The 22,650-nt window shown below is 32.7% G+C and carries 17 protein-coding genes, 1 tRNA gene and 2 pseudogenes; 17 read left to right on the top strand and 3 right to left on the bottom strand.

What is annotated here, in order from left to right; translation table 11 throughout:
* Positions 1–64: 64 nt before the first annotated feature.
* The 3 genes and pseudogenes from J3U14_RS08615 to serC form a co-directional block, all read left to right on the top strand.
* Positions 65–1,282: pseudogene (locus J3U14_RS08615) on the top strand (argininosuccinate synthase); the annotation flags it as partial.
* A gap of 291 nt (positions 1,283–1,573) precedes the next feature.
* Entirely contained in the window at positions 1,574–2,950 is a 1,377-nt protein-coding gene (argH, locus tag J3U14_RS08610) for an argininosuccinate lyase (RefSeq protein WP_267352276.1), read from the top strand.
* A 199-nt stretch (positions 2,951–3,149) separates the two neighbouring features.
* A complete protein-coding gene (gene serC / locus J3U14_RS08605) occupies positions 3,150–4,235 on the top strand; it encodes a 3-phosphoserine/phosphohydroxythreonine transaminase (RefSeq protein WP_267352275.1) in 1,086 nt (361 codons plus the stop codon).
* A gap of 53 nt (positions 4,236–4,288) precedes the next feature.
* On the opposite strand, the gene J3U14_RS08600 is transcribed toward serC, so the two are convergent.
* On the bottom strand, positions 4,289–4,648 hold the full coding sequence (locus J3U14_RS08600; protein WP_065557704.1) for a DUF4156 domain-containing protein: 360 nt from the start codon (positions 4,646–4,648) through the stop codon (positions 4,289–4,291).
* Positions 4,649–4,869: 221 nt separating this feature from the next.
* Here J3U14_RS08600 and J3U14_RS08595 point away from each other — a divergent pair.
* From J3U14_RS08595 to J3U14_RS08535, 13 genes are all read left to right on the top strand, one after another.
* Positions 4,870–4,946, top strand: a tRNA-Ile gene (locus J3U14_RS08595).
* An 886-nt stretch (positions 4,947–5,832) separates the two neighbouring features.
* Positions 5,833–7,374, top strand: coding sequence for a phage tail tube protein (locus tag J3U14_RS08590; protein ID WP_267352274.1), 1,542 nt, complete (start codon positions 5,833–5,835; stop codon positions 7,372–7,374).
* Positions 7,375–7,411: 37 nt separating this feature from the next.
* Complete coding sequence (locus tag J3U14_RS08585) at positions 7,412–7,831, top strand: hypothetical protein (RefSeq protein ID WP_267352273.1); 420 nt, start codon at positions 7,412–7,414, stop codon at positions 7,829–7,831.
* A 26-nt stretch (positions 7,832–7,857) separates the two neighbouring features.
* Positions 7,858–8,163 (top strand): hypothetical protein, encoded by a 306-nt coding sequence (locus J3U14_RS08580; RefSeq protein ID WP_267352272.1) that lies wholly within the window; start codon positions 7,858–7,860, stop codon positions 8,161–8,163.
* Between the two features lie 246 nt (positions 8,164–8,409).
* Entirely contained in the window at positions 8,410–10,026 is a 1,617-nt protein-coding gene (locus J3U14_RS08575) for a hypothetical protein (RefSeq protein WP_267352271.1), read from the top strand.
* 230 nt (positions 10,027–10,256) lie between these two features.
* Positions 10,257–11,435: a hypothetical protein gene (locus J3U14_RS08570; protein WP_267352270.1), complete on the top strand. Its 1,179-nt coding sequence runs from the start codon at positions 10,257–10,259 to the stop codon at positions 11,433–11,435.
* Entirely contained in the window at positions 11,419–12,204 is a 786-nt protein-coding gene (locus J3U14_RS08565) for a phage BR0599 family protein (protein WP_220217143.1), read from the top strand. Before J3U14_RS08570 ends, J3U14_RS08565 begins: the two co-directional genes overlap by 17 nt.
* 9 nt (positions 12,205–12,213) lie before the next feature.
* The gene (locus J3U14_RS08560) at positions 12,214–12,453 is read left to right on the top strand and encodes a hypothetical protein (protein ID WP_065557716.1); all 240 of its coding nucleotides are present in this window, start codon (positions 12,214–12,216) and stop codon (positions 12,451–12,453) included.
* Positions 12,453–12,671 carry a hypothetical protein gene (locus J3U14_RS08555; RefSeq protein WP_220217144.1) on the top strand — a complete coding sequence of 73 codons (219 nt, stop codon included), beginning with the start codon at positions 12,453–12,455 and terminating at the stop codon, positions 12,669–12,671. The genes J3U14_RS08560 and J3U14_RS08555 overlap by 1 nt, the downstream gene beginning before the upstream one ends.
* The gene (locus tag J3U14_RS08550; RefSeq protein WP_267352269.1) at positions 12,641–15,454 is read left to right on the top strand and encodes a phage tail protein; all 2,814 of its coding nucleotides are present in this window, start codon (positions 12,641–12,643) and stop codon (positions 15,452–15,454) included. The genes J3U14_RS08555 and J3U14_RS08550 overlap by 31 nt, the downstream gene beginning before the upstream one ends.
* A gap of 8 nt (positions 15,455–15,462) precedes the next feature.
* Positions 15,463–16,293, top strand: coding sequence for a carboxypeptidase-like regulatory domain-containing protein (locus tag J3U14_RS08545; RefSeq protein WP_267352268.1), 831 nt, complete (start codon positions 15,463–15,465; stop codon positions 16,291–16,293).
* Between the two features lie 254 nt (positions 16,294–16,547).
* Entirely contained in the window at positions 16,548–17,393 is an 846-nt protein-coding gene (locus J3U14_RS08540) for a hypothetical protein (RefSeq protein WP_267352267.1), read from the top strand.
* A gap of 267 nt (positions 17,394–17,660) precedes the next feature.
* Complete coding sequence (locus tag J3U14_RS08535; protein WP_267352266.1) at positions 17,661–19,175, top strand: tannase/feruloyl esterase family alpha/beta hydrolase; 1,515 nt, start codon at positions 17,661–17,663, stop codon at positions 19,173–19,175.
* A 222-nt stretch (positions 19,176–19,397) separates the two neighbouring features.
* On the opposite strand, the gene J3U14_RS08530 is transcribed toward J3U14_RS08535, so the two are convergent.
* Complete coding sequence (locus J3U14_RS08530; RefSeq protein ID WP_267352265.1) at positions 19,398–20,369, bottom strand: helix-turn-helix transcriptional regulator; 972 nt, start codon at positions 20,367–20,369, stop codon at positions 19,398–19,400.
* Positions 20,370–20,496: 127 nt separating this feature from the next.
* Between J3U14_RS08530 and J3U14_RS08525 the strand changes: the two genes are divergently transcribed.
* Positions 20,497–20,877 carry a VOC family protein gene (locus J3U14_RS08525; protein ID WP_267352264.1) on the top strand — a complete coding sequence of 127 codons (381 nt, stop codon included), beginning with the start codon at positions 20,497–20,499 and terminating at the stop codon, positions 20,875–20,877.
* Positions 20,878–21,942: 1,065 nt separating this feature from the next.
* Here J3U14_RS08525 and J3U14_RS08520 read toward each other — a convergent pair.
* Positions 21,943–22,150, bottom strand: a pseudogene (locus J3U14_RS08520) (IS3 family transposase); the annotation flags it as partial.
* Positions 22,151–22,650 lie beyond the last annotated feature (500 nt).

The following is a 22,650-nucleotide window of genomic DNA, read 5'->3' as shown; positions in this document are numbered from 1 at the left end:
TGATGTAGGTTTCAAGATTTTTTAACTTATTCGTCGGTCGTCGTTAATTAAGAAAGGGTATAACATGAAAAAAAGTAGCACAAAAAAGGTCGTTTTAGCCTATTCAGGTGGTTTAGATACATCCGCTATTATTCCTTGGTTAAAAGAAAATTATGGTGGATGTGAAGTTTATGCGTTAGTGGCTAATGTCGGTCAAGATCCAAAAGAATTGAAAGATGTAGAAAAGAAAGCCAAAGCTTCTGGCGCTGTAGCATGTAAAGTGGTCGATTTACGAGAAGAATTTGTTAAAGATTATGTTTACCCAGTCTTAAAAACCGGTGCTTTATATGAAGGAACTTATTATCTTGGTACATCAATGGCACGTCCAATTATTGCTAAAGCACAAGTCGAATATGCGTTAGAAGTTGGCGCCGATACGCTTTGCCATGGTGCGACAGGTAAAGGTAATGATCAAGTCCGTTTTGAAACAACTTATACTGCGCTTGCTCCCCAATTAAAAGTGATAGCACCTTGGCGTGAGTGGGATTTACGCTCACGTGAAGCCTTAATTGACTATTTAAAAGTAAGAAAAATACCAACAACCGCAACGGTCGAAAAAATTTACAGTCGTGACGAAAATGCTTGGCACATCTCAACCGAAGGTGGCGTTCTTGAAAGTACTTGGAATCAAGCAAACGCAGATTGTTGGGCTTGGACGGTTTCTCCTGAAGATGCACCAAATAAACCTGAACTTGTGACTATTGGTATTGAAAAAGGTGAGGTAGTTTCTGTTAATGGTAAAAAACTTTCGCCTTACAACTGTGTTGCCACATTGAATAAAATTGGTGCTAAACATGGAGTAGGTCGGGTCGATATTATTGAAAATCGTTTAGTAGGAATCAAATCACGTGGTTGTTATGAAACGCCTGGTGGTACCATTATGATGACCGCTTTGCGAGGGCTTGAGCAGTTGATTTTAGATCGTGATAGTTTCAAATGGCGTGAGCAATTAGGTCTTGAAATGGCTTATGTTGTTTATGATGGTCGTTGGTTTGCCCCTTATCGTCGCTCTATTCAAGCAGCAGCCGATGTATTAGCTGAAGATATGACAGGTGAAGTTGTGGTGAAGCTTTATAAAGGCAGTGCTACCGCAGTGCAGAAAAAATCACCGAATAGCTTATATAACGAAGAGTTTGCTACATTCGGAGAAGATGAGGTTTATGATCACAGCCATGCTGGTGGTTTTATTCGATTATTTTCTTTATCTTCACGCATTCGAGCATTGAATGAAGAAAAGAAAAAACAGCCAGCTAAAAAAGCTAAAGCTGCTACAAAAACATCTGATTCACCAAAAAAGGTAAAAACGGAGAGTAAAGCTAAAGCAGCAACCAAAGAAGTAACTAAATCTAAAACAACAAAAAAATCGGAAAAGTAATTTTTTGATATTGATCTAGATAAGTGAGATAAAAGATATATATAGGCTATGTCCTGTATATATCTCTTTTATAGTCTGTTAGCTATTTTATACAAAATAAGAACTATAAATTCAGATTGTTTAGCAATTAAAATTGATTAATAAATATTTGAGGTAGGTATGGCATTATGGGGTGGGCGTTTTAGCCAAGCAGCAGATCAACGTTTTAAACATTTTAATGATTCTTTGCGCTTTGATTATCGTCTTGCTGAGCAAGATATTATTGGATCTATAGCTTGGTCTAAAGCATTGGTCACGGTTAGTGTCTTATCCTATGATGAGCAAAAAAAACTCGAAAAAGCCTTAAATGAATTATTAGTCAGTGTTCAACACAATCCTCATCAAATTTTAGAAAGTGATGCTGAAGATATTCACAGTTGGGTCGAACAAAAATTAATTGAAAAAGTGGGTGATCTTGGTAAAAAATTACACACAGGACGAAGTCGTAATGACCAATCCACTACTGATTTAAAATTATGGTGCAAATCTGAAATTCAACAGTTGATTTCAGCCATTAATCACTTAAGACAATCTTTAGTTAATACGGCTGACAAGCATCAAGATACTGTGATGCCAGGTTACACCCATTTACAACGAGCACAACCCATTACATTTGCGCATTGGTGCCTTGCTTATTATGAGATGTTAACGCGTGATGTGAGCCGTTTACAAGATACGTTAACACGTTTGGATGTGAGTCCATTAGGTAGTGGGGCACTAGCCGGTACCGCTTATCCTATGGATCGGGAGGAGCTTGCAAGCTGGTTAGGGTTTGCTCAAGCAACAAATAACAGTTTAGACGCTGTTTCTGACCGTGACCATATTCTGGAATTATTAAATAACGCTTCAATTGGTATGGTACATCTATCACGTTTTGCAGAAGATTTGATTATTTTTAATAGCGGTGAAGCTAATTTTGTTGAATTGTCTGATCGTGTTACATCGGGTTCTTCATTGATGCCTCAAAAGAAAAATCCGGATGCTTTAGAGTTAATTCGAGGAAAAGTCGGGCGAGTTGTGGGGGCTTTAACTGGTGCAATTGTCACTTTTAAAGGATTACCGCTTGCTTATAATAAAGATCTACAAGAAGATAAAGAACATCTCTTTGATGCTCTAGATACATGGCTTGAATGCTTAGATATGGCCGCTTTAGTATTGGAAGATATCAAAATTAATAGCGATAGATGTCGAGAAGCCGCCAAACAAGGCTATTCAAATGCGACTGAACTGGCAGATTATTTAGTTGCTAAAGGTATACCATTTCGTGAAGCCCATCATATTGTGGGTGAGGCCGTGGTCGGTGCTATCGCTAAACAAAAAGCTTTAGAAGAACTCTCATTAGAAGAACTAAAAGCGTTTAGTTCGGTAATCGACAATGATGTTTACCCAATTTTGTCTTTGGCATCTTGTCTTGCCAAACGTTGTGCAAAAGGGGGTGTATCACCAGACCAAGTAAAAATGGCGATTGAAAATGCTAAACGACAATTAGCAATTTAATTGCTCATCCCACTTGTTTAGCCAGTATTTTGCTGGCTTTTTATATTATCACTGTTTTTATTACTCAATAATCTTATCAAATATACAAAACAAATTTGACGGCGATTATTCAAAAAATCTTGATAAAAATCTGATTGTATATCTTGCCAGACAGTGTAAAAATGTATGTCTATTTTTTGAAGGATTAAAGTGAATTGCAATGAGTAAGAGTTATAACTTTAGTGCAGGTCCGGCTAAAATACCTGCTGATGTTTTACAACAAGCACAGGCTGAATTATTAAATTGGCAAAATACGGGCGCTTCGGTGATGGAATTAAGTCATCGAGGCAAAGAATTTGATCAATGTGCGATTGAAGCAACCAATGATTTGCGTGACATTTTAAAAGTACCCAATAATTATAAAATATTATTTTGTCAGGGTGGGGCTCGCGCACAATTTGCAGCTGTTCCTTTAAACATTTTAGGGAATAAAACCAGTGCTGATTACATCAATAGTGGATATTGGAGTGAATGTGCAGCTAAAGAAGCAAAAAAATATTGCAATGTTATCGAACAAAATATTGTTATTAAACAGGCAGGAATTACATCAGTTAAACCTATGTCTGATTGGTATTTAAATAGTGATTCGGCTTATGTCCATTATTGCCCAAATGAAACCATTGATGGTATCGAAATATTTGAAGAACCTAATTTTGACGATAAAATTGTAGTGGCTGATTTTTCTTCTTCTATTCTATCTCAACCTATTGATGTTAGCCGTTATGGTATCATTTATGCAGGTGCCCAAAAAAATATAGGTCCTTCAGGTATAACCATTGTTATTGTCCGAGAAGATCTTCTTGGTCATGCTAAATCTATTCTGCCTTCCGTTTTAGACTATAAAGTGTTGAACGATTACGATTCTATGTTTAATACTCCGCCAACCTTTGCTTGGTATATGTCAGGTCTAGTTTTTAAATGGATTAAAAAACTTGGCGGATTAGAAGCGATGGCAAAACGCAATCATGCTAAAGCGCAACAACTTTATCAATTTATTGATCAGTCAGACTTTTATCGAAACACTGTGGCTAAAAATAATCGATCCATCATGAATGTAACGTTTTTATCACCCAATGAAGAGTTAGATAAAAAGTTTGTCAGTGAAGCAACGCAAGCCAATATTATTGGTATAAAAGGGCATCGTATTGCCGGTGGAATGCGAGCATCAATTTATAATGCGATGGATATTGAAGGTGTGAATTACTTAATTGAGTTTATGAAACAATTTGAAGCTCAAAATGGATAATTAAAATTAATTTTGTGAATAAAAAAGGGGAGTATTTCCCCTTTTAATCAATCTTAATTACAACGATAAACATCACCAACCATAACCGCATCAGTTGGTGCAACATCTGAGATATATTGTAATGATGCATCTTGAGCATCATATATCACATTTCCCCCCATAGCAGCAGCTTTGTTCATCAAATCAGATGCAGCATCACGTATCAGTTCGCTATGTGTTTTTGTACCAGAAAAAAATGTTCCACGACGTCCTTCTGCTTTACCTAACAGTTGGCAATTAGCCGTTGGTTTAGTATCAACAAACTGAACTTGACGCCCAGCTTGGGTAAGCTCATATTGAGAATTACTACATGCATTTAAAAATAACGCTGTAGACACTGTTAAACTAACTAATAATAATTTTTTGCAAGACATAATATTTCCTCAGCCATTAGAACAACAGAACATTAATTATAACCTAAAACATTGTAACAGGTTAATGGGTTTAAAAATATCAGTTATTAAAATCCAAAGTATCCAATAGATTAAAGATTAAGAAATAAGCAAACCGACTTGATTTATGCATTTAACTATAGCAAAATCGATTTAAGTCTATTATAATCGCAACCCTACTAACTTAGTAGCACATCACTAAAGGCCCCTTAGCTCAGTTGGTCAGAGCAGTCGACTCATAATCGATTGGTCACTGGTTCAAGTCCAGTAGGGGCCACCATCATAAGAATCAAGCAAATTTATAAACGTTCAAAAAAACATTATTTATTAAGTCATCCATATCTAACTGTAAAAGCATCCATCTTTTTTATCAATTCTGATTCGAAAGTTAGAACTTTAAGTTGAATCATTTAAAATTAGTAATGTGAGCTTTATCGGCAATTTATTTTTAGCATAAACGAAAATTGAACTTATGTTTAAAAAATTATTTTATTAATTTAATGTATTTATAATCATATAGTTATCTATTTTATTTTAATGAGATATATGTATTTTTAATTAAATAAAACCGATAATTTATCTTGATTAATTGACACCGTACATTTTTGGTGTATAATTAACCTAAACTAAGATAATTTTATTTAAAGCCCCGCTATAAATAGTGGGGCTTTTTTATTTCTCGAAAACATTAATAAGTTACTAAAATAATAATTTCCCGTTTTTTAGTTGATAGAAATGAAATTGATAGTTTATAAAATATTTCAGATTTATTTTTTATATGATCAATGCCAAATTATTTAAAAAGGAGGTTTTCAAAAAACGTAAACAAATAATTAATTTTATCTTACTCACAGTTTCATCAGTATAAAAAAGATGTTATATCTTTTCTTACAACTTTTTAAGTTAACATAAGTAACGTTTTCAATTTTTAGATTTAAACCTTAAACATCATCTCTATCGTGAGTTTATTCAAACTCTCAACAACTTTCTAATAATACAATCTCAAAAAATTAAATCAGAAATCTCATCAGTATATTAGATGAATTGATAGCCTCAATTCTAACGATTTATTTAGAAATTCTGATAATCAACCACCGCAAAATAGCAATATTTTCAATTGTTATTTTGCAAATACAACTAAAACATTTAATTAATTAGGAAATAATATGAATACAACAAAAACAATTGACAGTAATGTTACAAGTTTATACATCGCAGAAGAAGATGATTTAAAAATACTTCCTAGCAATCCAGTTTGGCATGGTATCGAAGTAAATAGCTATAGTGATTTCGGCGGTTCTACAACCTTACTACAGCGAGAAACGATCAATCCTTCACGACAAAATCAAAAGGGTAAAATTGTTGATATTGATGCTTCAGCAGGTTTTAGCCTTGATATGACTAAAAATATTTTTCCATGGCTAATGCGAGGCTTCATGTTTGCAGAAGCAAGAGAAAAATTTACAACTCAATCACTTAGCGGTAAAACATTACCTATTAAGAGTGTATCAAAAGGTTATAATTTTCCAGATAGTCATAAATTACTGCAAAAATTACTCACAGGCACGATTATTCATGCTTCAGGGTTTAGCAATTTTGCAAACAATGGTTTAAAAATTGTATCTTCTTGCTCTGATAACAATATTTCAACTAACTCAAGTACACCACAAATAGAAGAATTGAATCCGCCAGCTAGCGCAAAAATTTCTGCTGTAGGTTTTAAATTCAGCTCTGGTAGTTGTTCAATGGAAGTTAAAAAAGGAACATTACCTAAATTGGTTTCTACTTCGACTGATTTAACTAAGCTCGGATTAATTGAAGGTGAATGGATTTGGGTTGGTGGTGATGCATCGGACTCTTATTTTCCAAAAAATAGAGGTTGGGCAAGAATAACCGAAATTGCTGCGAAAACAATAACTTTTGATGATACCGACTTTGTGCCTGAAAATGATACCGGTGCTAATATTAAATTAGAAATCTATTTTGGAACGGTAATTAAAAATGAAAAAGAACAAAATAAAATTATTAAAAAAACCTATTGTTTTGAACGAACACTCGGTTCAGTTAATAACGAAATTCAAGCCCAATACGTAAATGGGGCAGTTGCAAATGAATTAACCATTAATATGGGTTCAGCACAATATGTTACTGCAGATTTGAATTATGTTGGATGTAATTCTTTCACGAAAAAAGGGAAGAATCGAATTATAGGTGAACGTTTAGAATGTGATAAATCATCACCTTTTAATGCAACTTCTAATATTTATCGACAAAAATTAAGTATTAATGATACCAAAAGTTCAACACCAAGTGCTTTATTTGCTTATGTTACTGATTCCAGTTTAGCTATTTCTAATGGTGTTACAGGAGTTAAAGGACTTGGAATTTTAGGGAGTTTTGACGTATCTGTTGGTAATTTTAGTGTAACTGGATCAATTACCGCATACTTTTCTTCGGTTGATGCGATAGAAGCGATTCGAAACAACGCAGATGTTGGCTTTTCGACAATTTTAGCTGCGGAAAATTCAGGTGTCATTTTTGACATTCCTTTATTAGCATTAAGTGGTGGTATGCCTAATATAGAAAAAGATCAGAAAATTACGATACCACTTGAGAAAACAGGGGCGGAAAACAAACATGGTTACACAATGATGTATCAAACATTTGAATACCTTCCTGATTCAGCCATGCCATATGTTAACGTTTAATTATATTAATCATAATTGTGCTTTTTAGGAGAAAAAAATGAGCTTATTTGAACAATTTGAAACAGATAGAAATAAAGAAAAAGATGGGGTTCCAGTGACTTATGGAGCCAATAAAGATGGAACAATTCCAACGTTCTATTTAGCCCGAATGGGAGGCGTAAATTCTAAATACTCAATGTTAATCAAAAAACTAACTAAACAATACAAAAGACAAATACAGTTAGATTCTTTGCCAGAAGATAAAGTCATTGAAATTTCGATGCAAGCTTTTGTTGGTGGTGTACTAAGAGGCTGGGAAAACATACAAGGACGTGACAATAAAATTATACCGTTCACTTCTGACAATGCAATTAAGCTCTTAACTCAGTTGCCAGATTTATTCAATGATTTAATTGCACAAGCAAGTGATATTGATTTATTTAAAACGGTTGAGCTGGAAAAAGATATAAAAAACTAATTGAAGTCCTTGAATATCAACTTGATATGAATGGAAAGGACGAAGATATCATCAGAATGTCTCAACAAATGGGACAAGCAATTCCAGATAAAATCAAAAATAAACCCGAACTTGACGAACATCTTGAATTTTACTATCAAGCTTTTCTCGATTTAGATACGACACGTTCACATTCAATGGGCCCAACACCTATTTCATGGTTAGCAATCATTGAATACGCTCGGTTTTATCAATTAGATAATGAAGATACGAATGATTTTGTTTATCTAATACGTGAAATGGATAAGGTAAATTTAAAACATGTTAATCGGGCTTTTAAATCAAAAAACTAAGTAACATTTTTTAAAAGTAGATGATTATTTATCTTTATTAAGCTTAGTTCATTAAATTTTTTATTGAAAATAGAGTGGTTATATAAGGCTAAAATGAACTTGTATAACTACTACTATTTTGTAAAAAGTTTACCTATAAATAATTTAAATCAGCGCTTTAAAAATATATCAACATGAGAGACAGACTTATCAGTTAATAAAGATTGTACCTCAATTTGATTATATTCAGGCAAAAAAGGGGTTTATATGCCAATTGAAACAATACAGTTTTCAGAGAATATTCCTACCTCAATCAAAACAAAGCTAAAAAGTATCGATAGTGCTTCAGTTTCAGCAAGAGTAAATTTAAACAAATTAAAAACATTGTTAAAAAATAGTTGGAATACAGATCCGTTTAAGAAAGCTGAAGATAGTATTAAAAACTTTAGTAACGAAATATTAAAAAGCTTTGAGGTTGTAATAAATCGTACAAAAGTATTGAAGAATCCAAATGAAAATTTCAATACATTGACGACAAAAACAAAAAATACTGGGATAGCACAACATCAATCAACAGCTAAAAATACAGATAACACATTAATAACTCCAGATGAACAACTTTTACTAAGTTCGTTAAATCCAATAAATGATAAACTAACAGAATTCAACAAAAAACAATCAGAATTGGCAGGCATCTATCAAAAAGCAGCAATTAGTCAAAATGAGTACAATGACTATATGACATTATTGAATCAGCAATATGATGAATCAATAGATCCACTTGGTAATTATAATAAAGAGTTAGAGCGAACATGGGAACTGATGAAACTCTCTTCTCAAGAAAGGGCTATAGAAAATGAATTTAATCGTATCACTCTAGATCTGATGAATAAAGGTTTAATATTAAATCAACAGCAAAATGCTGAATTAAGAAAAACAATCGAATTGAATCAGGAATATTTGAGAATACTTGCGATTAAAGACGGCTTAGAGAACAATTCAAAAAAACAAAAGCAACAAGATTTTGGTGATTTGGTTAATGCTTTAAGTCTGTCCGAATTAGATGATAATGAAATAATCAACGTGTTGAACACAGATAGTCGAAGTCCATTTACAGGAATGTTCGAAAACTCTTGGAGCTTATTAAGTTTGCAGATTGAACAATATCAATCGATGTATGATCAAATAAATGTTCTTACAGAAAAATTCAATCTTGATCAGTCGGTTGCCGCATCATTAAGAGCACAAGTTTGGGCCAAACAAAATGATGTTATTTTAAGTCAGGCAGATAAATTTTTTGGCAATGTGGCAAAATTACAAAGTTCAAATAATGCTACGATGGCTAAAGTTGGTAAAGCAGCAGCGATTGCACAGGCCATTGTAAATACTTATCAATCTGCTAATGCTGCCTATGCATCTATGGCAGGTATTCCTTATATAGGTCCGGCTCTAGGTGCAGCAGCAGCGGCGGCGGCTATTACTTCCGGTATGGCGAATGTCGCAGCCATTCGATCTCAATCAACAGGCTTTATGAAAGGTGGTTATACGGGGAACCTGGCACGAACTCAGGTAGCAGGTCTAGTACATGGTCAAGAATTTGTGATGAATGCATCAGCAACGCAACGAATAGGGGTTAATAACCTTGAAGCCTTACAACGAGGAGATATGAGTGGCATACAAGTTCCTCAAATTACGAATCAAAGTTCAACATCTGAAAAAGCTGAAAGTAGCTTACAAACTATTGCCCCAATCATTAATATTGCTTTAGTCAATGATAATGACAGTGCACAGCAATGGTTATCTACTCAAGAAGGTGTCAAGCGAATAATGCAAATAAATCGAGAAAATGGTGATGAACTAGCAACAATAGTGAAAGCTTGTTAATTAAAATGTCTAAGTAAGACCAAATTGCATCAAAATTGAAAATCCCAAATGATATAGTTATAAGATCAAAGTGGATTTAAAACTTGAGTAACTAATAAAATTAAGCGCCTCAATTGGCGCTTTTTCTTTATAAACATTCAAGAACAAATTAACAAAAGCGAATTTAGCTAGCCTTTCACCATTGCCAACATATCAAAAATTGCTTAATTCTTATTTTAAAGAAGGCCAACATGTCAAATATCATTACAGAACAACCCATAAAAGGGGCTAAAGAAACATTTTCCTGGCTAACTGATATCATCGAAACAAAAAACGGTAGAGAGCACAGAATAGGTTTACGTGCTTTACCACGAGTTTCTTATGAATACTCATTTTTAACTCATATTCATAATCGTAACTATTATTTAAATTCACTCAGAAATAAATTTACTGAGATATGGTTGATACCAGATTGGTTGTCAGGAATATATCTTGGTGAACTAGAATTAGGTCAGAAAACTATACCTAATATCTTAAATCAAAAAGTGGGTGATAAGTTTTTGATTTATCAGAATGCTGAACATAGTGAAGTAAATGAATGGCTACAATTACCAAAACAAAAGCCATTAGAATTTGTTTTCATAGAACCCAAAAAAACCAAATTAGTGTTTGAACTAAAAAAAAGAGTTCCTGTTGAAAAGCAGGTCAATATAAAACCGATAAATTATCATTATAAAGCAGCGTATATTCTTCCATTAATGCCATGTTATCTTACTAATACTAAATACACGACTTCAGGGTATGAAAGTCAAATAGATATTAGTGTTGAACTAAGTCATGAATTGAATTTTAGCAGCGGCGCTAATTATGGTATCAAGTATCTTGGATTAGAAGTATTGCATAATTGTTATGGAGTTAATGAATCAACAATTCAAAAAGATATTGAAATTGTTGATTATGATCTAGGTAAAATTACCCGAATTGAGAATTGGCAATATTCAAAGCTGTCTCGATCTTTGACTTTTTACCTTGATGGACTGAAAGAAATCCAGGCTTTTAAAAAATTTATTTATCGAATCGAAGGAAAACTTAACGCATTTTGGTTATGTGATAACGATGAAAATCTTGTTAAAACACATATATTAGGCGATAAGATTTATATAGAAAATCAATCATTTAACCCATCATTCAAATATTTAGCATTATTTCATCCAGATAGTGTTTCGTATGTGAAAATTATCAATATTAAAAATACGGGTAAAAGTATTCAATTAACGATTGATCAAGTTATCACTAAGCCTATAACAAAAATTAGTCACTTAATGTTATGTCGTTTTGACACCGATGATATACAAATTGAATACGATACCTATTTACAAGCTCAATCTAACATTCCAATAATCGAGGTTTTCGATGATCAATATTTTTAAACAAGCTGAATTATATGTTTTTAATGATGGAATCAATACATATCGTTATACCAATGGTATGCGTGAACTAAATATTGATAATCAGACATATAAAAAGGAGTCCATCAATCGCACAGCGATAAAACGGGATGCCGCTATTTCCAAAAATAAAATTGATATAACCATGCCAATTACTAATGAAGTCGTGAAATCATGGATAAACCCGGATATCACGAAGCATTTACTTGTTGATATCTATATTCTCGATAAAAAAAATATGACTACTATGTCATGGAGTGGACGTTTAACTCAGACATCAACATCAGAAAAAGAGATGGTGATGACATTTGAATTATTGATTACACGCTCAGGGCAAACTGGTGTAAATGAAAAAATTCAGCGTAATTGTCGTTATTCTCTTTATGGCGAACATTGTGGTCTAAATAGAGAGGATTTTAAGGTAAAAGGCACTGTGTTAGCTTATGAAAATGATATCGTCACGGTTGAATTTGAACGTGAAATTGAAAATGGTTATTTCACGGCAGGTATTTTAAGGACGCCTGAAGGCGAACAGACGTTTATTAAAGAACATAATCAATCATCAATAGTCCTAATCAGAAAAAATCAGCAATTGTTGGACAATTTAAATAAAGGGATATTACAAATTACGCTGTACAAAGGTTGTTTAAGAACCCTAAATTCTTGTCATTCATTCAATAACACCATCAATTATGGTGGATTTCCTTATTTACCTTTAGAACCGTTAAATAACGGTAATTCAATTGTTTAGGAGCGAAATATGTTTTTTTTAATTTCTGCATTAGTTGCTGTTGTTGTTGGAATGGTCGTTGGGATGGTGTCTTCAAAGGGCAAAGCAAATCAACAAAAAATAGAAGCTGATGAATTTAAAACGGGAACTTCAACAGAAGGAACGGGAATACCCATTGTATTTGGTACCGTTAAGATAACCAATCCAATTTATACCTGGATTGGAGATAAAAAAACGTCAGCTATTAGAAAAAAAGGTGGCAAAAAATAATGAAAATAATTGTAACCAGAGACGATATGATTGCAGTAAAACAATGTAGTCGTGGTGGACGGGAGTTTTTTAAACGTCATGGACTCGATTGGAACCAATTTTTGAAAGAAGGAATAGATGCTGAAATTTTAAAATCAACCAATGATGCAATGGCAAATCAAGTTATAGAACATGCGGAGCGTAGAACATGGGCGGAAGTAAGAAAAAGCAAACTGTAGGTTATAAATATTACGCTGGAGTCAGTATGGTTTTATGTCAAGGCACTATAGATAAATTGACTAATATTAGCGTAGCAGACAGGACAGCATGGCGAGGTGCTGTGCAAGATGGACAAATAGCCATAAATAAACAAGGATTATTCGGTGGTGACAAAAGGGAAGGTGGTGTATCAGGTACAGTTGATGTGTATTCAGGTCATCATCAACATAATCGAAATAGTTATTTGGCAAGTAAATTATCAGCTATTGTACCGGCTTATCGTCATGTCGCGGGTCTTGTATTCCGACAATTTTATTGGGGAAATAACCCTTATATGAAAGATATTTCGTCAGTTGTTCAGCGTATACATTATCAAGACTCCAAAAAAACACGACAATGGTATGACAGTAAAGCAGAGATAAAAACTGAAAATGGAAGTGCAAATACAGCTATCCATTTTATATTGGATACTTCAATGAGTATGAGTGGAGGGCGAATCCAAGCACTTAAATCAGCGATGAAACGTGCTATACAAAATCTTTCAACTTCAATCGATTTGATGACATTAAGATTAGATATTCTGATAACCACTTATCAAGGCGGAAATCCACAAACAAAACTAGTTAGAAAAGTTTCTCAAAACGATATTGTAGGTCTTTTATCTTTTATTGATAATTTAAAAATTGTTGGCGGAGAAAATCTTGAAAATGTGTTATCTCATTCTATAAATTTCTTTAAAGACACATTCAATCAAACAATGAATCGATGTTGTATTTTTGTTAGTGATGGTGAACTTGAAAACGCTGACCATATCAAAAATGAAGAAATTCATAATATGATTGATAAAAAAGGTCAATTTAATGAACAAGATGAACATGATGTCAATATATTTTGTATCAATGTTGATAATACCAATAAATCATTAAGTTCAAAAATTGATAATACGCCAGAAGATGGGATACCAGTAATAAAGGGAACCGATTCGAACATTATTTATGATACCATCATGAATGCAATCAATAATCTCAATGCAGATATGAATCCCGCTCACATACTAAGAGAATTAGTACTTAATCAGCAAAATGGTTTTAATTCGAGCCTAATCAAGAACAGCATTAACGAAGATTCATTTAGACAAGCTGCTGATCTCTTTTATCGAGAAAAACTTGGTCTTTCTTATATATGGAATGATCAAAGTAAGTTTGAAGATTTGAAGAAAAATATTGAAAATACTGCAAACTGTGTTTTATATCAAAATGCTAAAACAAATCAATTTGAAATAAAAGTAATTCGAAATGACTACCATATTGAAAAATTACCTCTTTTTGATAAAACGAATATAGTCAAAATTTCCGATATTAAAAAAAATATCATCACTGAGATGATTAACTCGGTTACCGTCAATTTTATAGACAGAACAAATGACTATAAACAAGGCTCGGTGACTGTTCGGGATGATGCTTTAATTTTGATGGCTGGACGTGAAAATAATACGACTGTTACTTATGATATGGTTTACAATCGTTCATTAGCTTCTAGACTAGCACTTCGTGATTTAGCCGCATTATCTTCAGATTTAGCTTCTGTTTCATTAACCCTTAATTTAGACGGAAGGATGCTTAATCGTGGTGATGTTTTTGTATTGGATATGCCACAGCTAGGGCTAAATAAAGCCGTAATGCGTGTAACTTCACTTGATTACGGTACTCAGAAAAGTAATCAAGTTACCGTTGAATGCATGAGAGATGTGTTTTCATTGCCATCATCGACAGTGGTAAGTAATCAACCCGTCATTATACCCACAACCGATATAAATTTAGCTAAACCAGCTGAACATTACGCTATTATGGAATGTCCCTATTATGAACTGGTTTATAATTACGGGCAAAGAGAAGTTGATTTTATGATTCAAGATGATAAGTCGATCGGTCAAATAGCTGCAACAATTGCATCGCCACCTGAGGGGACTTTTCATAGTGAGTTGGTTACATCTCTTTCGAATACTTTTGAGAATCCAGAAAATATCATAGATTGTGAAATGAGATTAATAGAGCATGAACTTGATCAAGTTACATCAATTATTACACTCAACTTTAATCCACCAGAACAAGACTATAACTGGATCTTGATTGGAAACGAAATTTTATATGTTCAATCTTTTTCTAACAATCAGCTGACCGTCAAAAGAGGGTGTCTTGACACATTACCAGAAAAACATGAAAAAGGGAGTAAAGTCTATTTTTGTGGGGGACAATTATCATTAAAAAGTGATGAATATTATCAAGGTGATAAAGTTGATTGCCGAATTATTACAAATACTTCTACTGATTCATTAGATCCTTCATTAGCGACAGGTGCAATGATTAATATTCAAGGTCGAGCTGCAAAACCTTATCCTCCTGCAAATGTTACGATAAATAATTTTTATTTTCCCGATAAACTTAGTACCGACCAACTCTACATCAAATGGTCATCGAGAAATCGACTTCAACAAACATCAGGAGAACTTATTGGATGGTATGAAAGCGATATTACACCAGAAAGTGGTGTTAAATATCATCTGACCATCAAACTCAATAAAAGAATAATTGTAGATCAAATTATTGATGTTACTACATTTGAATTGGATGTTTCTGAATATCTTCAGGGAACGCTAGATATTCAAATATCAAGTATTGTCGATAATATTTATTGTTTTACACCATTTTCTCATTCGATTGAACTTTATAATGACTTAATTTTTAAAATTCATGAAGAACAATCAGCAATTGATAAAAATAATCTACTAGTCAAAATTAAATAGGAAAAATTATGGCAAAAATAGCAATTATATCTACTAGCACCTATCGAAAAGACATCAAGAATGTATTTGATGGGTTAGGTCACCAAGTTGATTATCTGATAGATAACAGTATCACTTATAATCAATTGATGACCTACGATTTAATCGTATCAACAACCCAATATTCGCGTAAAGAGGTAATTAAACAATGCGTGGATAATGGTATTCCTGCAATTGTAGCGCAAGGGACGTCATCGACAGTTTCTTTAGCTAAAGATTTAGGTATGTTTGATCAAAATGAACATCAAGTTAATGATTGGAATTACTTAAGACCATTGAAAATATCTTTAATAACACAAAAGATCCCTAAATTGGGTTTTGCCCCTTATTTGAAACCAACATGGTGTTCGTCCTTTCCTATTTCTTCAATGGCACCTGGGGGTGAAGCACTGTGTGCCATGTATCATGACCGTGATGATTTTATCATTTGTGCACAATTTAAAAAAGGAACGGTCGATACATATGGGGGAACTTTTGGCGCAAATTGTGTTTTTATGTCATTCTTAGATCGTGAATTTTTAACAAGAATTGCGATAAAAATGCTCGATAATGCTATTAATTTTTGTTTTCAAAATTATACAACCCTATCGGGGAAAGTGGTGGATGAAACAGATCAACCAATCTCAAGAGAGGTAAAAATATATGATCAGAAAACAGGAGAATTAGTTTCGGAAATAACAAGTAATGAAGACGGTTTATTTTCTGCTGAAGTATTTTCTGGACAAAGCTACTATGTCATTGCATTTGATAAAGATAATGGTAAGAAAAATGCAGTAATTATAGATAATATCAAAGTTTGATTAATCATAATAATAACATATCAATATAAGTCCCATAAAATTAACCTATTAAATAATTTTAAATAATACTTAAAACCGAAATTCTAATCTAACCAACTATAACTTCTCAATTTAACCATTCATTTTATCACGATATTAAAACGACGTTTGGAACTAAAAATCACTTGTACATGCTAATAATAGATTTTCAATGAATGGTTAATTGTTTTTTTCAATGCATTAAATTTCATAATTACGTTATTAAGGAGGTCAAAATGGCCAAAATTGTTATATGCAGCGAAGAACTTATAAGAGTGCAATCAATGATAGATGCACTAAATCCATATCATGACATTACTTTTTGTATAGCAAGCTCGACAGATTACAATGAACAGTATTTATCGACATTCGATTTAATTATGGATTATCGAAATGGAACAGAATATACCACATCATTTTGCATTAAAAACTGCTCTAAAAAGGGTATTCCAGTTATAGCAGGTGGAACCAGAAATAGTACGGGCAGTATTATGTCACTGGGAATGGCCAAAAACCCTATGTATTTTTCAAGTGGAAATTTAAATAGGATAATCAATGTTAGTGACGTATTAACAAGTGATCGAAAACACGAAACAATCGCACATAGCTCAAGCGGTGAAATATTTATGATAATAGAAGATTTAAAAAAAGAGTTTGGAATTGAAATTTTATCAGTCAATCAAATGTATAATGGTACTTATTATATTAATACCGCCATATTCCGCCAAGGCAGTTTAAATGTCAATGGTGAGGTTTTTGGTAGCGATTGTGCTTTTATTGGTTTTCCTTTTAGTCGACCATTAACAGAAGAAGCAATACAGATGGTCAATGATATTATTAATTGGCTAGTTAATCGTAAAGATGTTGTCGCACAGGTAAAAGATGAAGAGGGTAACCTTTTATCGCATTGCGAAATTCAGCTTTGTTTAAGAAAAACGGGAGAAGTCATGATGACTTATACCACAGATGAAAATGGTCAAGTGAGTTTAAGAATAAGACCTAATCATGAATATTATGCCGTAGCCTTTGATCAAACAACCGGTAATAAAAATGCCGCTATTATAGATAATATTAAGGTTTGAGCCAAAGAATATAGAGTATTTTTTATAAATCAAATTAATCAATTAAATAATAAATTAGCCTCAACACGAGGCTGTTTTTATCATTAAGCATACATAAAAATTATGATTTAATTATCAAAACTATAAAATAAATTTAAAATACAGCAATAAACTTAACCAAAATTTCAGCCTAACTATAACGTTGTAAAACTGATATTATCATTTATAAAAATACTAATAATCTGTAAACTTAAAAAAATGATTAAATTCACAAGGAGATGGGTAAGAATGAAACATTGTCTATTATTTTTGACGATATTAAGCTGTTTTGGTACTTTCAATTTTGCAAACGCTAATGATAACAAACGTTGCCAAGCATTAGTAAACCTTAAATTTGATGATGCTAAAATTATCAAAACAGAACTTATTGCCGATCGTTTTACGCCGCCGTCTAATTTAGCGGATTCATTGCGCAATGCGGATACAAAAGAAATATCTCATCTTCCTCAAATTTGTCGGGTTGAATTGGTGATTCAACCTAAAATCAATGTTGAAATTTGGATGCCAACTCAATGGAATCATCGTTTACAAGCCATTGGGGGAGGGGGATATGCTGGTTTTATTCCTTTTGACGAATTAGCTGTGGCAGTTAAAAAAGGGTATGCTACAGTGGGAACTGATACCGGACATAGCGGAAATCTGTTTGAAGGTGATTTTGTATTCAAGAATAATCAGTTACAAGCCGATACGATAGTGGATTTTGCTTATCGTAGTGTTCATGAAATGACAATTAAAACTAAACAAATTATTCAAGCTTATTATGGTGAACCAGCTGACTATTCATATTGGAATGGTTGTTCAACGGGTGGGCGACAAGGATTAATGGAGGCGCAAAGATTTCCCGCTGAATATGACGGTATCTATATTGTGGCACCAGCAATTCAATGGGACAAATTTATCCCTTCTGAATTGTGGCCTCAAGTTGTTATGCAAAAGGAGTTAGGGCATCCGATTGACACTCATAAACTTATAATGTTACGAAAGGCAATAATTCAATTAGCTGATGAACAAGATGGAATTAAAGACGGTATAATCAATGATCCAACAGCATTAGAAATTTCTGATAACTTTTTAAAAGAACATAATTTTAATGATGCTGAAATTATAGCATTACGAAAAATTTGGCAAGGTCCGACGAATCAACTTGGAGAATCCTTATGGTTTGGTGTGGAAAAAACCGCACCGCAAGAGGCACTTGCTGGTAGTGAACCATTTCCAATCCCTGTTGATTATCTAAAATATTGGATAGCACAGAATTCAAATCTTGATTGGAAAAACATGGACTACCAAAGCTTTGTCGATTATTTTAATGAATCAGTAGATTTATTCAGACCTATTATGGGAACGGATAACCCAGATTTGAGTCAGTTTAAAAAATCCGGTGGAAAAATGATTATTTGGCATGGTTGGGATGATCGTTTAATCCCACCCAAAGGGACGATTCATTATTACAATCACGTTGTAAAATTAATGGGGGGACAGAAACACACGGATGAATTTGTTAAGCTTTATATGGCACCGGGCGTTGATCATTGTAATGGTGGTGATGGTGCAGACCAGATCAATGGTTTTGAATCACTGGTAAATTGGGTCGAAAAACAACAACCGCCAAAAACCCTAACAGCCAAAAAAATAGAGAATGGTAATCTTACTTTGCAACGACCATTATGTGCATATCCACAAAAAACAGTTTACAAAGGTGAGGGTAATACCAATAATCCTGCTAATTTTGAATGTCAGTAACAGTCCATCTAAAAACGATATCTTTTTGTTTTCTTAAAAGACATCATTATTTAAGGCTGTTTACCAAAATGAATTGAGTAAGAATTATTGGATTCATCCATTTGATTGGTGATAGGAGACTTGCATGTAATTTTTTAGTTCATGTTATTGTACAATACAAACCACTCATTACTAGACCTTGACTTACCATTTTATGGTACGAGACTATTCATTGATGATAAGTTATTTAATAGAATAATTTGACATCAATGAATTAACCGATTTTTTATAAGATTTAATTATTTTTTCTGCTCGTTCAACCAGTTCGTGACGTATATGTTCAGGCTCTAAACAAATACATTGATGACCTAAGCTCAGCAAAATGCCATAACTGTAGTCATCATCAATAAAGTCAAAATTTACAAGATACTGTTGTTCGTTTAATTTCTTAATATCTTTTTCATCACAAAAATTTAAAATACGTTCCAAAAGCGATTCATCTATTAGTAATTTTATTTTAAAAATCTTTTTTTTCATTTCGGTTTGGAATAAAGAAAATGCTTTAGGCGTTGTTTGCCTAATAAATTTAGTGTTTGTTTTTCTAATGTTTGACATTTTTGACAATTTAAATACACGAAAGTCATTTTTAGTTAGACAAAAAGCTTGTAAATACCATTCTTTTTCCTTAAAAATAAGTTTATATGGCTCAATTAAACGTGTCGCTTGTTTATTCCTAATACTTAAATAATCAAACGATAAAAGCAGTTGTTCTTTCAGTGCCAGTCTTATAATAGATATTTTGTTATCAATATTTTGTTTGGAAAACCAAGGAGATAAATCAACAATAAGTTGATTTAAGTTATTTGTCACTTCATCAAGTTCTTGTTCTGATAAAAAACTCTTTATTTTCTCGAGTGTTCTTAAATTTTCACTTTCTTTTAAAACTGGTGAGGATAATAAGTTGAGGCCTTTTAATAAAACAATGACATCTTCTTTAGTGAATAGACCTTTACTAATTTTATAATTTTTTAAAATACTTATTCCACCGTCACTTCCTTGATAGGTAATAATGGGGATTCCCGCTCCCTCGATAACTTGTATATCTCGGTAAATAGTACGCAATGATACATTTAATTTTTCGGCTAATTCTTTACCACTGATTTTTTCTCTTTGAAGCAATACCATGATGATAGTAATTATACGATTAATTTTCATGCTTTATGTTTGCAAAATAATTTAGATTGAATTTTAAATATGACATACAGTTGTCAGCAATGCTACATCAAAATAGAGATAACTAAAATTAATTGAACTAATTTTTATCACTAAAAGGAAAGAAAAAATGTTTAAACCTAATAGCGTTATTGTTTATGTCAAAGATGTCGATGCTAGCACAGAGTTTTACACAAAAATACTTGGGCGTCCACCTGTTGAAACTTATCCTGGCTTTGCTGTATTTTTATTGAATGATGGTTTTATTTTGGGACTTCAAGAGGCTGATAAAATAACACCAAAGGCACCTAATCATTATGGGGGATTTGAGCTGTCATTTAGTGATGTAACAAAAAATGATGTAGATGCGATTTATTCTGCATGGAAAAAACTAAACGTTAAAATTGAACTTGAACCCCAAATGCTCGATTTCGGATACACATTTGTAGGAAATGATCCTGATGGCCATCGACTCCGTGTTTGCGCTACCGATACTTCAAAGTTTGAGTAGAATAATGTCTTAAGAGATTAAAACAATGGGGACTGTATTATGCACTCATTGTTTATGAGGAATTCATTTCATGAAAAAAGTGTAGTTGAGCATGCGAGCATATTGTGGATTTTATTTCGCTTGGGAAAATCTAATTGGGTTTGAGGAGATAATTTGATTTGCAATAAACGTTAACAATATAGTTGTATTTAAACAAATATATTTTTTAAATTTCATTTCAGTACAAGTAAGGTATTAAACAAAATTGAAACCTTTCTGACTTCAATAGGTTGTATTGAATGTGATATTGGAGCGGGAAACGAGGTTCGAATCCAGCTTTATAACCTGTTGTATATAAAAGAATTATCCAGACACCAATATTGCTTTTGCTAACCTTTTGGACTATTTTTTGGACTAGTTCTTAGCGGTTCTTAATGGATGTTTATGGACTTCTACGGACTCAAAGTACAAAAACCACTTTTTTACTAATCCTTACTTATACATTTTAGAATATTAATTTATTATAATACAAGCTATTTATTAACATCTTGAATAAAATATAATCAGGTCGAAATCCACTATCCGCAGATAAACTCAAATTAAGATAAAAATCGATTTAATAAATTTTAAACTTAATTATGTCAACAAAATCATCATTTTGATGATATCACTATTTTTCTCATTACAAATAATTTTATCTTGATTTCGGAAAGTAATATCATTTCAAGAAAAACTTTCAAATTTTACCAATAGACAAATCAAGCTATCTTTAGATGATAAATTGGTGCAAATAGAGTCCTCACCTTTGCTCTTTTGTCCGCCAGAGCACAAGGGGAGAAATTTCGATATTGATAAGTGCAATACACTGGCCCCCAAATTCCGTTTTGACGGCAAAGAGTTTGTTATTAGCCGGTAAGCCAGATAGCTTAAAGCCGATGATGATGTCGACTTTTCTTTAAAACAGATTTAAGGATAATTATATGCCAAGGGTCATTTTAGTTCGTGATTTGTAGGCAGTGAACACGATGGATATCACACAAGCTCGGTGATTGAAGGCTCTTCTACAGTCACGATAGATAACCGTCAGGTTGCCCACGATAGCGAGGCTAATTTGCACGCTTTTATGACCGATAAACCCGCTTGAATAAGCGAATATGCACACAATTTTTTTTCGGCCATCACTAACCCTTTTTTACGAAATTCTCCTTCATGGCATGGTTTTCGAGGCTGACTCCGCAAACAACTTTTTAAGTTTAAAATTTTCATCTTCAAGCTCTTTTAGTCTTTTAACATCTAACAGTATCTAAATAGCTGGAATGATGTTAACTATTTTGTCTATATTTATGAATAATATGGCCTCAAGATTTAAATAATCTCCTTTATAAACTCAGCAATCCGTTTGCACCTAAAATTCAAAATTAATGATTTATAGGCCAAATTTAATATAAAAATAATTTAACAGTACCATGTATTGAAATTTGCATATTTTCTTTATACAATAAAAATATCCTTACAAAAACAATGGGTATTTTTAGTGTCGACTTATTAATATTTATCTTAACAGTAATATAATGGAGGTTAGTTTATATGAAAAATCAATCAAACAGAAAAATTGACATTATTTATAACATTACTAGAGTTTGTCCATGGGATTGTGCTATATGTTGCGTTGATGCTTTACATGTTAAGAAAAAGAATAATAGTCTCATTATTCGTAGTGAATCTCTTTCTAAAGAAGAAATTTACCCGTGACTTAGTGAGGAAGAAAATATTTATGAAAAAGCAACTAATATT

Source organism: Gilliamella sp. B3801 (assembly GCF_026536645.1).
GTDB lineage: Bacteria > Pseudomonadota > Gammaproteobacteria > Enterobacterales > Orbaceae > Gilliamella > Gilliamella apicola_I.
The sequence above is the reverse complement of the archived record's forward strand: the minus strand, read 5'-3'. Positions and strand labels throughout refer to the sequence as shown.